Annotated in this window: 17 protein-coding genes; 13 read left to right on the top strand and 4 right to left on the bottom strand. The window is 34.2% G+C overall.

Annotated elements, in window-relative coordinates:
* Positions 1-116: 116 nt before the first annotated feature.
* From M947_RS14170 to M947_RS14155, 4 genes are all read right to left on the bottom strand, one after another.
* Positions 117-371 carry a hypothetical protein gene (locus M947_RS14170; protein ID WP_021286698.1) on the bottom strand — a complete coding sequence of 85 codons (255 nt, stop codon included), beginning with the start codon at positions 369-371 and terminating at the stop codon, positions 117-119.
* A gap of 319 nt (positions 372-690) precedes the next feature.
* Positions 691-969: a c-type cytochrome gene (locus M947_RS14165; RefSeq protein WP_021286697.1), complete on the bottom strand. Its 279-nt coding sequence runs from the start codon at positions 967-969 to the stop codon at positions 691-693.
* 157 nt (positions 970-1126) lie between these two features.
* A complete protein-coding gene (locus tag M947_RS14160) occupies positions 1127-1417 on the bottom strand; it encodes a sll1863 family stress response protein (protein ID WP_021286696.1) in 291 nt (96 codons plus the stop codon).
* Positions 1418-1469: 52 nt separating this feature from the next.
* Entirely contained in the window at positions 1470-3449 is a 1980-nt protein-coding gene (locus M947_RS14155) for a methyl-accepting chemotaxis protein (RefSeq protein WP_021286695.1), read from the bottom strand.
* A gap of 258 nt (positions 3450-3707) precedes the next feature.
* On the opposite strand from M947_RS14155, the gene M947_RS14150 reads away from it, so the two are divergent.
* The 13 genes from M947_RS14150 (at position 3708) to M947_RS14090 (ending at position 14809) form a co-directional block, all read left to right on the top strand.
* Positions 3708-4796 (top strand): cache domain-containing protein, encoded by a 1089-nt coding sequence (locus M947_RS14150; RefSeq protein WP_021286694.1) that lies wholly within the window; start codon positions 3708-3710, stop codon positions 4794-4796.
* On the top strand, positions 4793-5449 hold the full coding sequence (locus tag M947_RS14145; RefSeq protein ID WP_021286693.1) for a response regulator transcription factor: 657 nt from the start codon (positions 4793-4795) through the stop codon (positions 5447-5449). The genes M947_RS14150 and M947_RS14145 overlap by 4 nt, the downstream gene beginning before the upstream one ends.
* Positions 5439-6593 (top strand): sensor histidine kinase, encoded by a 1155-nt coding sequence (locus tag M947_RS14140; RefSeq protein WP_021286692.1) that lies wholly within the window; start codon positions 5439-5441, stop codon positions 6591-6593. Before M947_RS14145 ends, M947_RS14140 begins: the two co-directional genes overlap by 11 nt.
* An 84-nt stretch (positions 6594-6677) precedes the next feature.
* The gene (gene soxX, locus M947_RS14135) at positions 6678-7196 is read left to right on the top strand and encodes a sulfur oxidation c-type cytochrome SoxX (RefSeq protein ID WP_021286691.1); all 519 of its coding nucleotides are present in this window, start codon (positions 6678-6680) and stop codon (positions 7194-7196) included.
* Positions 7197-7206: 10 nt separating this feature from the next.
* On the top strand, positions 7207-7677 hold the full coding sequence (gene soxY / locus M947_RS14130) for a thiosulfate oxidation carrier protein SoxY (protein WP_021286690.1): 471 nt from the start codon (positions 7207-7209) through the stop codon (positions 7675-7677).
* Between the two features lie 49 nt (positions 7678-7726).
* On the top strand, positions 7727-8062 hold the full coding sequence (soxZ, locus tag M947_RS14125; RefSeq protein WP_021286689.1) for a thiosulfate oxidation carrier complex protein SoxZ: 336 nt from the start codon (positions 7727-7729) through the stop codon (positions 8060-8062).
* A 3-nt stretch (positions 8063-8065) separates the two neighbouring features.
* Entirely contained in the window at positions 8066-8839 is a 774-nt protein-coding gene (gene soxA, locus M947_RS14120; protein ID WP_021286688.1) for a sulfur oxidation c-type cytochrome SoxA, read from the top strand.
* A gap of 10 nt (positions 8840-8849) precedes the next feature.
* Entirely contained in the window at positions 8850-10616 is a 1767-nt protein-coding gene (gene soxB, locus M947_RS14115) for a thiosulfohydrolase SoxB (RefSeq protein WP_021286687.1), read from the top strand.
* Positions 10617-10635: 19 nt separating this feature from the next.
* Entirely contained in the window at positions 10636-12135 is a 1500-nt protein-coding gene (locus tag M947_RS14110) for an OprD family outer membrane porin (RefSeq protein WP_021286686.1), read from the top strand.
* A gap of 25 nt (positions 12136-12160) precedes the next feature.
* Entirely contained in the window at positions 12161-13066 is a 906-nt protein-coding gene (locus M947_RS14105; protein WP_021286685.1) for an MBL fold metallo-hydrolase, read from the top strand.
* Positions 13059-13442 carry a DUF255 domain-containing protein gene (locus M947_RS14100; protein WP_021286684.1) on the top strand — a complete coding sequence of 128 codons (384 nt, stop codon included), beginning with the start codon at positions 13059-13061 and terminating at the stop codon, positions 13440-13442. The genes M947_RS14105 and M947_RS14100 overlap by 8 nt, the downstream gene beginning before the upstream one ends.
* Complete coding sequence (locus tag M947_RS14095; RefSeq protein ID WP_021286683.1) at positions 13439-13873, top strand: DsrE family protein; 435 nt, start codon at positions 13439-13441, stop codon at positions 13871-13873. Before M947_RS14100 ends, M947_RS14095 begins: the two co-directional genes overlap by 4 nt.
* Positions 13874-13894: 21 nt before the next feature.
* On the top strand, positions 13895-14809 hold the full coding sequence (locus M947_RS14090; RefSeq protein WP_021286682.1) for a hypothetical protein: 915 nt from the start codon (positions 13895-13897) through the stop codon (positions 14807-14809).

Raw genomic sequence — 14809 nt, 5'->3', positions numbered from 1 at the left:
ATTTCCTAAGTGGTTTATATAATACAGATATATTCTTTATTTTAATATTGATGAAACAAGTTATAGTAATTGAAATATTTTACCACCAGTTCTAAAAAAGCCTGATTTTACATTTTTTAGTGAGTTTTGATTTTACCTCTTTGGTATTTTTGATTATTGTTCTTTCTTATCCAGTCAAGATTATTGTAAGTTTTTGGAGTAAGTCGTGTATCAACAGGCTTTTTTGAATTGCTCTTCATCTCTTCTATCTTGGTTTTTGGAGTTTTTGTTGTGATGGCATCTTTTATATCTTGTGCGCTAAGAGCTAAACATCCAGTATTTAAAAATATAACTGTTCCAAGTATAATGGTTAATGATTTCATAGTTTTCATCATTTGCCTTATTTTTATGTATCATTCCACTTACACAGAACCTAGAGATTGAATCCAGCTTTAGAAGCTACTTTCAAAACACTTTTAGACTTCTATCTTTTTCTATAATGTAGCATAAAGCAGTTCAAAGAGTGTTTTAGAGCTTTGTAGCTCTACAAAGTTTTTAACTTCTTTGTAGTTTTATTCGGACTTACTCGAGAGAGTGTCGTTTATTTTAGGCTTGTTTTTGAGTATGACTAATGCATCGCAATAGACAAGACTCAAAGACTCCCCTAGAGAATGGCAAAACCAAATCCCACTAAGCTTTTATGTATAAAAATTATTTACCGATAGTTTGGGCAAATGTTTCTAACTCAGCATTAGAATATTTAGCAACTTGACCTTTCATTACAGCTTTCATAGCTCCGCCATAAGTTCCATCTTTGTAACCCTTTAGTGCTGTTGCAATCTCTTCATGTGCTAAATCTGAAACAATTTTTGATTTGCCAAGTGCAGCTTTTTCAAAGTTAGCACCATGACATGCTGCACAAGCTTTTGGTTCTACCGCACCCATGAGAGCGATACTACTTACAAATAACATTAAAGCAATTTTTTTCATTCTAAACCCTTTGTAAAACTATAGTATTTTTAGATTATACTCCGCCAATTCTAAAAATAAGTAAAATTTTTAAAATTGAATATATTAATTAAAAATTAACTCCGAGTAAGTCCTAATCTACCTCTTCACACATCGTTTTTGACAAACATTTAGGCTTCTATTTCTTTCTATAATGCGACATAAAGTAGTTAAAGGAGTGTTTTAGAGCTTTGTTTGTTAACTCTACAAAATCTTTTACTTCTTTGTAATTTTCTTCGGCCTTACTCGAGAGAGTGTCAAATTTTTCGTTCGCATCTTCATAAAGACTCTCTAACTCTTTTGCACCTATATCAAACTGTTTTTTAGCTTCTTTGCTTAGATGTGAACTTGCTTCTTTAATCTCATCTATCTCTTCTTGGAATTTAGCCAACTGTTTTTTAGCTTCTTTAACTATTTCATCTTTTTTCATGATATACCCCTTCATTAAGTTTTACTATCTTAATTCTATCATAGATAGCTTGCTAAACTTTAAACAATCCTAGTTGCTCATTTAAATCGTGAGCACTTCCTTGTACTGTCTTTACTTTTAGTTCTATCTGTTCTAAAGAGCCTTTGTTTTGAGTAGATAGCTCATCTACATCATTTATATTTTTAATAATATTTCTAGTGTTTTGGGCAAGATTTTTAGAAACAGCTTCTGAATTTCTAGCCATAACAGCAGCTTCTTGAATGTACTCAGAACTCTCTAGTATCTTATCTTGTACATTTGTAGTGTGCTCTACTAGTTGTACAACTGATTTTGCATTTATATCTATTTGAGTGCTTGAGTCAACGATGGACTGCACTATAACATTTATGGTTGCATTGATTTCACTAAGAGAGCTTTGTGTGCGTTCTGCAAGTTTTCTGACTTCATCTGCAACGACTGCAAAACCGCGTCCATGCTCACCTGCACGAGCTGCTTCTATGGCAGCATTTAGTGCTAAGAGATTTGTCTGATCTGCTATCTCTACTATGATATTTAGAACTGATTTTACATTTTGAGCATCTTTGCTTAACTGAGCAAGTGATTGAGCGATTTCGTTTTCTTTTTCAGAGACGTTGTTTACAGATGCTACAAGTTTTATGATGTCATCGTGTGCGGCGGAGAGGTTTTCAACTGCAAGGTTTACTTTGTTGCTGGTCTTTATAGCATCATCTAGTGACTCTTTGAGTATATTTTGAACATCAACGCCCAAGCCTGTGGCTTTATGAAGAAAGCCTCTCTCCTGACTCATACGTTCATTTATCTCTATTAAGTTTTTTGTAACTCCCTCTACATCTTCATATGTTTTTTGCCCTGAGAGCATAACTTTTGAGACCATGTCTTGTACTTTTTCTATAAAGCTGTTGAAATAGTTTGAGGTTTTACCTATCTCATCATTTGACTTCTCAACTAGTCTTTTTGTCAAATCTCCTCTACCGCTAGAGATCTCTTTAGCGATGCCTGAGAGTTCATCAAGTGGAGATAAGATCAAGACCTTTGTAATAAAAACTAGAACAAATAAGATGATTATACTTGCAATAAAAAAGATGATTATTAAAGAGATTAGTGCTTGGCTGGCCTCTTTCGCTGTTGCTTTTACTTCATCTAGGGGTTTGGCTAAGAGAAACATACCTATCTCTTGTCCATCATTATTTTTAATCTTTTCATAGGTGTAAAAGTATTGCTTATCGGTGAGATGTCCCTTTGTCTTGAGTGCTTTGAAGTCTATAGCAGATGCCGCTTTTAAAAATGTTTCATCTACTTTGTCATCCCCATGATCAACATAGTAAGAGCCGATAGTTATAGGATCTTTTATATAATGTGCAGTTTCTAGGTGCTTTTTATCTACAAGTATCAGTAGATCGCGACTATCTTGTGGATCGCTCTTTTTATAGATAAGAGCATTAAATCGCAAGATAAAGTCAACACTTCCTGTATATTCAGCCTCTTCATCTTCAACAACATACATAAGAGGTGCAGTTGCAACCATCATAAGACCACCTCTGGTGATTTCTGAGCCAACAAAGGGTGTCATCTTTTTTTGAACTGCTTTTATACTGTTACGCACACCAACATCTGCACCGTAAGCTCTCTTATCCCAAGACTTTACATATGAGGTACTCATAAGATCTACTACTTGTATAAGCGGGTTTTTAAAGGATTTATTTGCGGTTAGCGCTTCTCTTAGTTTATATATCTCATTAAAGATAGTTTCGCGATCTTCATCATACATGCTGTTTACTACAAGAGAGTTGTTTGAGATGGAGATAACAATGTTCTTTAGTGCTTCTAACTTTGTGTTTAGGTCTTTTTTAATGTCACTCTTTAAAGAGAGTTCCTCTTTATTATATATATTATTTTGTATAGAATCTACTTGCTTGTACATAATAAATGAGAGTATAACAAATGCTAAAAGTATGATTGGTATCAATGCGATGAGTAGTTTGCTTAGAAGTGTAAAGTTTTTTGTAGACATATGTTACGCCCCTTAATAAAATATCATAGAGTATAGTTGTTTTTTGTAAAATATATATAAAATCTAAGATAGGACTAAATATGATAGGTTTCTCATTAGTTTATAAACTAGATTTTGCATCAAGCTAAGATGTAGATTTAAAATAAATTCTTATAACTTTACATAAGACTTTAAAATACAAGTAGATATACTATGCGAACTAAAACTAGAGTATGTATAAACTCAAGTGAGGCTTTCAAAGAAGTGTAAGAGGTGTAGATGCTAAAAAAAGTTGTAGTTGTTTTTATCTTAATCTTGATAGTTGTAGCAATGTTTTACTACAAGGACAAGGTAAGAGAGCAAAAGATAAATCATATCATGGATCAAGTCTCCATAGTTTTAAAATCAAAGCTCAAATCTGACAAGATGGATGATTTGAAGATGGCACTATTTTTGTCTAAAAACAAAGCTTTAGTTGATGCCTTAGAAAATGATGATGAAGATTTAGGCTACAAACTGCTCTCAGAGATAACTTCAACCATAAAAAAAGAAACAGATATCTTAGTAAGAGCTCAAATCATAACAAAAGAGTTAAATATCTTTGCTAGAAGTTGGGATGATATGTATGCGGGAATGCCCCTAGGCGAGTATAGAAAAGACTTTAAGTACTTTGAGACTAACAAAGTCCCACGAACTTCTATAGAGATAGGAAGACGTCTTGGTATAAAAGCTACAGTCCCCATATACAAAGGTTCTGAGTTTTTAGGTTTTGTAGAAGTCATCTCTTTTTTTAAATCTATTACTGAGTTTTTTAACTCCATGGGGGTAGATATCTATGTTTTATTGGATGTAAAGTATATAGATACTGCGGTACTTATGATGCAAAACTTAATGGTAGATGATTATATAGTATCAAATAGAAACTACAACTATGACCACATTCAAACCTTAAAAAAGATAGATTTTCAAAAGCTAAAGTTAGATAGACTTGCATATAAAGATAATAAGTATATCTTTTATGAGACTATGTATGATGGAGACTACAAGGCTATAGGTGGGTTTGTTTTTGTGCTTGATGAGAAATACCTAGACTACTTTAGAAATCCAGAAGATGATATATCTTTTCTCATAAATGTCACAAGAGGTGGACTCTATGATGTTGTGAAAAGGGAGAAATACAACAATAATGTTTATGATAAATACTCGGCTAACTCTATGGTCTATCTTCAAGATGTTATAGACAAACAAGATAGGCAGATCTTTTTAGATGAGGCTTATGAAAAGTTTGATGAGTACTCAAAAGATGAGCTTATACAGATGATGTTAGAGAGAAATATAGTTAAAAAAATAGATGGAAAGATAAAATGAAAATCCTACTTTTAGAAGATGAGTATTCGCTAAGAATTAGTATAGAAGAGTTTTTAACAGATATAGGCTATGAGGTAGATGGTTTTATGGATGGGCTTGAGGCTTATGATGCCATCTATGAGAGAGCTTATGATATATTGCTTTTAGATGTAAATGTGCCATCTCTAAGTGGTTTTGAACTTTTAAAAAAATTAAGAAAAGAAGATGATAAAAAAATTCCTGCTATCTTTTTAACTTCTATGAGCGATATAGATGCAGTAAAAAAAGGCTATAAAACAGGTTGTTGTGACTATATAAGAAAACCATTTGACTTAGAAGAGCTAGAGCTTCGCATCGACCAAGCATTAGCTAGCTTTTTAAAAGATGATAGCTCTTTGGTGCATTTTGGCAGTGGGCTATCATATGATATGAAAAGAGGCAAGCTTAGTTTAGGGCATGAAGAGATTTTACTTAGAAAAACGGAACAAGATCTCTTAGAAGTGCTGATAAAAAACAAAAATGCAGTAGTATCTACGCAGATGTTTCAAGATGAGGTTTGGGGCGAGTATGTTGAACCAGCTACCATCAGAGTGCAACTCAATAACTTACGCAAAAAACTCCCAGATGGTGTTATACAAAACAGAAGAGGATTAGGGTATATAGTTGAAAGGTAATCAATACTCAGCAAAATACGCACTAATATATACATCTTTAGTCTCTATAATTCTTTTAACACCACTCTTTTTTTACTTTATATATATGAAAAATATCCACTCCATAGAAAATGAGTTACTACTAAAAGAGAAATCACTACTAATCATAAAAGCGATGCAAGAGTACAACCAGCATGAAGAGTACTTTGAATATCCACGATTTAAAACATTTGAATCAGGGCTTTATGATGAGAAGTTTAAGCCTATTTTTTCTCTTATAGATTATAAGATACACTACTTCAAAGATGGTTATCACGTAGAAGACAATGATGCTTACTTGATAGTAAAACTCCCCAAAGATAGATATTTTGGAGCTTCTTATCTTATAGTGAAAAACAAACTCTCTTTTGCATCTGTTTATGAAAAAGTTTTATATATACTCTTTAGCATAGTTATTCTCATCTTTACTCTTAGTATATTTTTCTTACAAAGTTTTGCAAAACCATTTCAAAGAATGAACAAACAGTTAGATAACTTCATCAAAGACTCTATGCATGAGATAAACACACCGCTATCTATCATAAATGTAAATATTGACCTATACAACAGAAAGCATCAACCAAACAAGTATATGCAAAGGATGAAGGCTGCATCTAAGGTTTTATCTAACATATATAATGACATGGACTATCTTATAAAACATGAGAGGCTAGAGTATAAAAAACAAAATATTAATCTTGATAAGTTTTTAAAAGAGAGAATAGAGTACTTTAGTGAAGTAGCACTTATGAAAAATATAGTTATAAACTTAAATATACAAGAATCACTGCTAGTTTATATGAATCCAAAACAACTTCAACGAGTTATAGATAACACTCTCTCAAACGCCATCAAGTACTCATATGAAAACTCAAAGATAGATGTAAATTTGCACAAAGAGGATGAAAAGCTCTACTTAAGCATAAAAGATTACGGTGTTGGGATAGAAAATGTTGAGAGTATTTTAAGCAGATACTATAGAGAAAATATCAATAAGGGTGGCTTTGGCATAGGCCTGAGCATTGTAAAATCCATCATCGACAAAGAAAACATACAACTCATTATAAACTCTACTCCTAAGGTAGGGAGTGAGTTTTTATATGTATTTGCTTCTATAAATAAATAAATCTAATAAATAAACCTCATTTTACATTAATTTTACATTGTAGAGATACACTTGCTACTGAAATGAAAATAGGAGGAACAGAGTATGAGAAAAACTGTAATGATATCGTTGCTAATAAGTGCTTCACTTTTTGCTGCTGATTATAGTAGTGTGATAGAAAAGCCAAATGCGAGCAAGATAATCAAAGATGACTTGCTAGCTAAAGCTACAGTCTATACTATGCCTGATGGCTGTATAACAACAGACAAGGATGCTATTGCAAGGGGTGCTTATATATTTCACAACCTAAATAGTAACAAAGCAAGCAAAAAACCACCAAAAGGTATAGTTATTAAAGAGGGAAAAACTAAACAGTATGGAAACTGTGTGGCTTGTCACAATATTGAAGGTGCTAAGGGTGCAGGAAATATTGGTCCAGACTTAACAGGATATAAGGCTATGTTTATAGATAGTGGTGTCAGAGACAATCAGTTTGTTTTTCAAAAAATCGCTGATCCTCGTATAGACAACAAAAATACAGACATGACTGTTAACTTAACTACTAAGTTATTTACAACTAAAGAGATATGTGAAATTACTTCATATGTTATTTCAATAAAATAAGGATATACAAATGCAAAGAAGAGATTTTTTTAAACAACTAGGTGCGGTAGCTACTATTGCTGCTATTTCTCCAGCGATTAGTTTTGCAGCTGAGGCAAAAGGTCCAAAAAGTCCAAATGCACTTTCGTATAAGGCGGCAGTCGATGCGATAACTGGCAAAAAAGGTGCTACAGAGTCTTCAAAAGTAAAGTTAAAAGTTCCAGAGATCGCTGAGAATGGTGCAGTCGTTCCTGTTACTGTTGAGGTAGAGTCTCCTATGACTGATAGTGACTATGTAAAAGCTATACATATCTTAGCTACAAAAAATGCTAACACTAGATGTATCGATGTCTACTTAACTCCAGCAAACGGAAAAGCAATGTTTGCTACTCGTATAAAACTAGGAGATACTCAAGATGTAGCTGCTGTAGTAGAGCTTAGTGATGGCACATTTTTAACTGCTAGTCAAAATGTGAAAGTAACTATTGGTGGATGTGGTTGATAATCAATCATTTAACAAAATCTAAAATAAAATAAACCAAGGAAAAGAAATGTCAAAAAGAAAATCACTTATTAAGATTAAGCCAAAAAAATATAAAGACGGCGAGATAGTTAAAGTCAGTTTTATGGTTATGCATCCGATGGAAACTGGAATGCGTAAAGATAAAAAAACAAAAAAAATTATCCCAGCTAAGTATATAAACAGCGTTAAGTTTGACTATAACGGTAAAGTTATTACAACTATGAATGTTTGGGAGTCACTATCTACAAACCCAGTTTTTACTACATATATGAAGGTAAATGGTGCGGGAAAATTAAGTGTTACATATAGTGATAGTACAGGTGAAGTTCACGAAAAAAGCACAAAGATTAAACCAAAAGGATAATCAATGAAAAGTACAATCAAAATAGCACTATCTCTTACTCTTCTTTGGTCACTTTCTTTTGCGAGTGAGCAGTTTTCTATGAGTGATTCAGATCGTGAAATGTATGCTGAGATGTTAGATGACAATCCAGCAGATATTATGGTGGGAAATGGTGAGGAACTTCTTGAAGAGTATTGTGGTGGAGATGCTGGGCTTGCAAAGTTTTTAAATGTTAGTGAAGATAAACTACCAGCTTATATAGCAGGTTTTCCGCGATATTTAGAAGATTTTAAGCAAGTTGTTGCTTTAGATCAAGTGCTTCAAGGACTGATGCATAAAAATGGACACAAACCTTTCGCTCTTAAGAGTTCAGATATGTTTGATATGAGTGCTTATGCAAAGTCTATTGCTAATGGAGAGAAACTTCAAATAGACATAAACGCTAACAAACATATGAAAAAAGCGTACGAATTAGGCAAACTAACATTTGAACAAAAAAGAGGTTCTAGAGGGCTTTCATGCTTATCTTGTCATTCAGAACGGGTGATAGGAGGTATTTTAAGAACTCAACCATTGCCAGATTTAAGTGGAAAGGGAAATGCACCAGCTGCGACTTGGCCAGCGTATAGAATGACAAAGTCATCATTAAGAACTTTGCAACGTCGTTTTCAAGGATGTATGAATAATGCTTTGTTAGCAGTTATTCCTTTAGGTTCGCCTGAGATGGTAGGACTCGAAGTATATTTGACTCAAGAAGCTAAGGGAAGCGAGATAGCAATTCCTGGACTAAAAAGATAAGGTTAAAATAATGGATATTTCAAGAAGAGATTTTATGCACATAGCTGCTGTTTTAGGGCTAGGTGCGGTTAGTGTTGGATGTTCTAAAGATAGCGTTAAAACTCCTGCACAAGTGTCACTAAAAGATATTTATGATTTTAAGGCGACTGGAAACTTTACCCTGTTACATATGTGCGATATTCATGCTCATATTAAACCGCTATATTGGAGAGAACCATCTACTTTGATATCTGCTCCAAACTTAGTTGGAACTCCCGGCTTTTTATGTGGAGAGGCTTTTGCTAAACACTACGGTCTAGAACCTAGTAGTTTAGATGCTTATTTTGATACACACATGGATTTTGATACATTAGCTAAAAAGTTTGGAAAAATGGGTGGAATTGCTCATATGAAGACTTACTTAGATCATGTAAGAAAAGAAAGAGGAGCTGAGAATGTCTTGTTCTTAGACTCTGGGGATACATGGCAAGGAACAGGTGTAGCACTTAAAACAAGAGGCGAGGCTATAGTAAAAGCTCAAAACTACTTAGGTGTAGATGTGATGGTTGGTCACTGGGAATTCACTTATGGCAAAGAGAGAGTAAAAGAGCTTATAGAGATGCTAGATGCTAAATTTATCTCTCAAAATGTAGTAGGAAATGACCCTTTTGCAGATGAGTATGAAGAGCTGATTTTTGAGCCTTATACTATTGAGCAAAGAGGTGGAGCTAAGATTGGAATTATAGGACAATCATTTCCTTTTACTTCAACTGCCAACCCTAGAGAATTTACAGAGGGCTGGAGTTTTGGCATAAGAGCTGAGACTCTTCAAGAGTATGTTGATGAGTTAAGAGATGAGCATAAAGTTGATTGTGTTGTTGTCTTATCTCATGATGGCTTTAGTGTGGACCAAGAACTAGCTCGTATGGTTCATGGCATCGACTTTATACTTAGTGGACATACACATGACCCATCGCCAAAACCTATAGTAATAGATGGAACAGTAATTGTTATCGCAGGAAGTCATGGCAAATATGTTGGTCGCTTAGATATAGATGCTAAAGATGGTAAAGTAAATAACTACGAGTACAAACTTGTTCCTATCGCTTCTAATATGATTCCAGCAGATCCACAAGGCGAGAAACTTGTAGATGAGTTATATGCTCCGTTTGCAAAAGAGTTTAATGAAGTTTTAGGTAAAACTAAGAACACTCTTTATAAGCGAGATACTTTTTTCTCAACTTTTGATCAATTGATTAATGATGCTATTATGGATGAAATGAAGTGTGATATCTCTTTTACTCCTGGTTATAGATGGGGAACAACAGTTCTTGCAGGTGATGATATATTGATGGATAATGTATATGAGATGTGTGGTATCACTTACCCTAATGTCTATACATTTGAGTTAAAGGGTTCTAAAATCGCAACTCTCTTAGAAGATATTGCAGATAATGTTTTTAATGCAAATCCTCTTTACCAACAAGGTGGAGATATGAGTCGTTTGGGTGGAGTTACTTACTCTATTGCTGTTGCAAATGCAGCAGGAGAGCGTATTTCTAAACTTATGATTGGAGGAGAGCCGATAGACTTGGATAAAACATACATAGTGTCATCTTGGGGCGGTAACTTGCAAAACGCAGGAGAAAACCTTCAAAAAGACAAGATAAGAGCAGTTTATGATGTTACTCGTGATTATATTAAAAGAAAAAAGGTCGTTGATGTAAGCAATGAAGGTAATGTTACTTTGATTGATTATGATTGTGGGTGCCCAGTAAAGGGCTCTAGAAGTTGTTAAAATAAAAAAAGGAATACAAATGAAAAAACTACATTTAAGCTTAGTAACTGCTGTAGCGTGTTTACTTACAGCACCACTTAGTGCCGATGAGTCTAAACCAAAACGTGAGCTTAAGAACAACATGATGGTTGTAACAAACAAAACACCAAAAAGTGTTGATAGCATTACTGAGGCATTTAGTGAGGGTATCTTTTATGGAAGACTTAGAACAAATGCTTTTAGATGGGACTGGAAAGAAGAGCAGACTGGCGGTAACTTAGATAACTATGCTTTTGGTCTAGGTGGTAGCCTTGCATATAAGACTGCACCTTATAAAGGTGTAAGTGGTTCAGCTGCCTTTTACTACTCAAGTAGTCCCTTTTCTGCTTTACGCATGGATGAGAATGATATAGGTAAAGTAAAAGCTGGTAAAGACACAATTAGCCGTTATGATGTCAAAAACTCAGGAAGCTATAATATGGCTGTACTTGCTGAGGCTAATTTGCAATATGAAATCTCTAATACAAAAGTCATTGCTGGTCGTCAAATATTTGAATCTTTTCTTACAAAGTCAAATGATACAAAGATGATTCCAAATACTTTTGAAGGTTTTGTTGTTGAGATGAGAGAGATTCCAGATACAACTATCCGCGCGGCATACTTTACTGGACAAAAACTTAGAGATCATACAGAGTTTCATGATGTTTTAACATTTAAAGACTCTGCTGGAGATAGCTGGGGAAATAATGATGACTCTGCAATACACAAGGGTCTCTCTTATAACAACTTTAAAAATGCTGGTGAAGACACTTCGCATGAACTTATTATTATAGATGCTAAAAATAAGTCTATAAAAGGGCTGCAACTTGATGTAACATATGCAAGCGTTCCAGACGTTGTCTCTTCAATCACGGGTGAGATAAACTACAAAATAGATATTGGTGATGGCTACTCTCTTACCCCAGGTGTTCGCTATATGCACCAAATGGATGATGGTGGTGGTGTAATTGGTGGTGCATCACTAAAGGGTGGATTAGCAAGAGATAAAACTCCTACAACAAACTTAGGATATACAGACACACAATCTCTTGACTCATCGCTAGCTATGGCTCGTTTGGTTCTAAAAAAAGGACCACTGAAAGCTCAAGTAGCTTACTCTGCAGTTAGTGATGATGCAGATATAGTAGCTCCATGGAGAGGTTTTCCAACTGGTGGATATACTCGTGCTATGGCTCAGTATAACTGGTATGCAAATACAAAAACTACATCAGCAGAAGTTAACTATGACTTTGATAAAGCTGGTCTAATTTCGGGGTTTAGTGCACTTGCTCGTTTTGCAATGCAAAATTTTGATGAGGCAAAGCAAGTAGCAGGTAATCAAGCAGATAGTATGATTCTTCATATGGATTTTCGTCAAAGAATCACACCTGAATTTTATGCAAAAGTTCGTGTTGGTTTAGTAAATGCTGATGATCGTCAAACTGGTGGAGATAAAGATTCATATAATGAGTACCGTTTTGAATTAAACTACTTGTTTTAAAAAATAATATTAGAAGGTTGTGTGTATGAAGTCATTATTGTTTGTAGCGTTAGCTTTTCATTCTCTTTTCTCCTTTGAGTACACCCTTGTGCCAAAAAAAATAGAGACTAAAATCTACTGTTTTTTTGGCAAGCCACAGATAATGGATACACACAACAACGGTGATATAAGCAACTCTTGCTTTGTAGATTTAGGCAAAAGTTATCTAGTAATAGATAGCGGACCTAGCTATAAGTATGCAAGAGATGCTCATAAAGCCATGAAAGCTATCAAAAATCAAAAAGTCTCTTTTGTTATAAACACTCATATCCATGATGACCATTGGCTTGGAAATGGATACTACAAAGAAAATGGTGCAACTATCATAGGTGCTAAAATATTTGCAAATACACCAAAAGCAACTCCCATAAGAATGCAACGATTTATCTCTAAAGAAGCATTTCTTAAGACTAAAGAAGTTTTTCCTACAGAGCATATAGAAGGAGTGAAAACACTTGATCTTGAAGGTGTTAAGGTAGAGCTTACGAGTTTTGATAAAACTATTCATACAGACAATGATATGATAGTCTTTATACCATCAAAAAGTGTTGTATTTGCAGGTGATTTAGTATTTAATGAGAGGGTTTTATCTTTGCGTGATGGCAATATTAACAATTGGATTAACGTCTTAGATGAGATAGAAGCAAAGAATAGTAAGTTTATCATAGGTGGACATGGAAGTCTTTATCTTAAAGATAGCACAGAGATGACAAAGAGATATCTTAAAGCCATCAAAGAGTTTGTGCTAGAGTCTATTGACAAAGGACAAGATATTACAGACACTCTTGCAAACTCTCGTATGAGTGAGTTTGAGCATCTAAAACTTTATAAAGAGATGCACACTAAAAATATAGAGACTGCTTATAGAACTTTGGAGTGGGGCGATGAGTAGCCTAAGGCTTCTTGCTCTTTGTTTAGCCCTTTTGTGCCTTACTTTAGAGGCACTAGATTTTAAAACTTATGAAGAAGCAAAGATACTTCAAAAGAAGAGTAAAAAGCTTATAATGCTTGAAGTTATGCGAAGTAATTGCCACTTCTGTAGCGATATGCAAAGAGATGTTTTTGATGATAAAGAGATGAGTTTATGGATAGAAGAGAGGTTTATCCCAGTTAAAGTAAATCTTGATACAGACTCACTTCCACTTGGTTTAAAAGTGAGTTTTACTCCCTCTTTCTTTTTTATAGATATAGATGATAATATTAAAAAGAAAATCCCTGGTTCATGGAATATAGAGGACTTTAAATCACTAACAAAGGATCTTAAATGAGAAGATATTTTACTTTAATTTTACTCTTGTGTGCGATACTCACAGCCGAGACAAAGTTTGCCGAGCCGGAGCCATCTTTTGCTGATCCAAGACAAATTGTCTTCTCAATCAAGAGTGCAGATGATGCAGAGATTCATCATGTGTTAAGTAGTGCTAATAATGTTCTAAAATTTTATGGACCTGATAACGTCCAGATGAGAATAATAGCTTACTATCATGGTATTAAAGCCTTGCAGAGTGTCCATAAAGATATAGCTCTAAGAGTGAGAGCTTTGATGCTCCTTGGTGTTGAGTTTGTAGCTTGTGGAAATACAATGACTACAAAAAACATAAACAAGAGTGAGCTTATAGATGGTAGCGAGATAGTTACTGCTGGGATAGTTGAGATTGTTGAGAGAGTTAAAGAGGGTTGGGTAAATATAGTCCCTTAATGTATTATACGAAGGAAAAACATGAAAAAAATAGTTTTACTAGTGCTGTTTAGTTTTAGTATGCTCTTTGGAGCAGGAGATTTGCATCTTTTTGAGATACAAAACAAAGATGGTGCCATCACACCAACAACGGTCGAAGAAGCGTTTAAAAAGAGTGATTTTATGATAGCGGTAAATAGTGAGATGAACTATCCTTATAAAAAACAGTTTAAAAAGACAAAGTTTCAAACCTTTAACCTTTTAACTATATATCATAAAACAATATCAGCAGAGTTGGTTAAAAAGTACCCAGAAGCTGGCGTACTTACACCTTTTGGCGTTGGTATATATCAAGCTAAGGATGAAGATGTGCTACATCTCTCTTTTTTAACCTCTGAGGCACAAGCAAAAATTTTAGGAGTTGATGATGAACTACTAAAAAAACTAGAACAAGAGAGTCTAAAAGCAATAAGAACGAACTTTAAAGATGCTAAACACTCTATAAGTGAAGATAGCCTTAAAGAGAGTAGAGGGCTTGTCTCTAAGTTTGAGTTAGAGTTAGATGGAGAAGATTTTGATGAAGCAAGAGAAGAGATAGAGATGAATCTTGAAAATGGTTTTGCTCCTTTTGGTTTTGTTATGCCAAACTATATGGATTACAATGATGAGATAAAGAGCGTGTCAAATGGTAAGACTCCATTTGACTTCTATGTGTCCTACTCTATTTGTAAACTCAAGGTAATATACACAGTCTCCTTAACACGCCCAGAAGCTAGTGCTTTTGCTCCTTGTACGTTGATGTTGTATAAGAAAAAAGATGAAGACAAGATAGTTTTAGGGTTTCCAGCTGTTTATAACTGGATGAGTAGTGCAAGAGTTAAAGATAAAGATTCAAAAGAAGTTCTTTTAAAAGCACAAAAAGACTTTGAATCTGTACTAAAAGATATAACAGAATAA

The sequence above is a fragment of the Sulfurimonas hongkongensis genome (genome assembly GCF_000445475.1).
GTDB classification, from domain to species: Bacteria; Campylobacterota; Campylobacteria; order Campylobacterales; family Sulfurimonadaceae; genus Sulfurimonas; species Sulfurimonas hongkongensis.
Note: the sequence above shows the minus strand (reverse complement) of the source record. Positions and strands in the feature narration are given on the sequence as shown.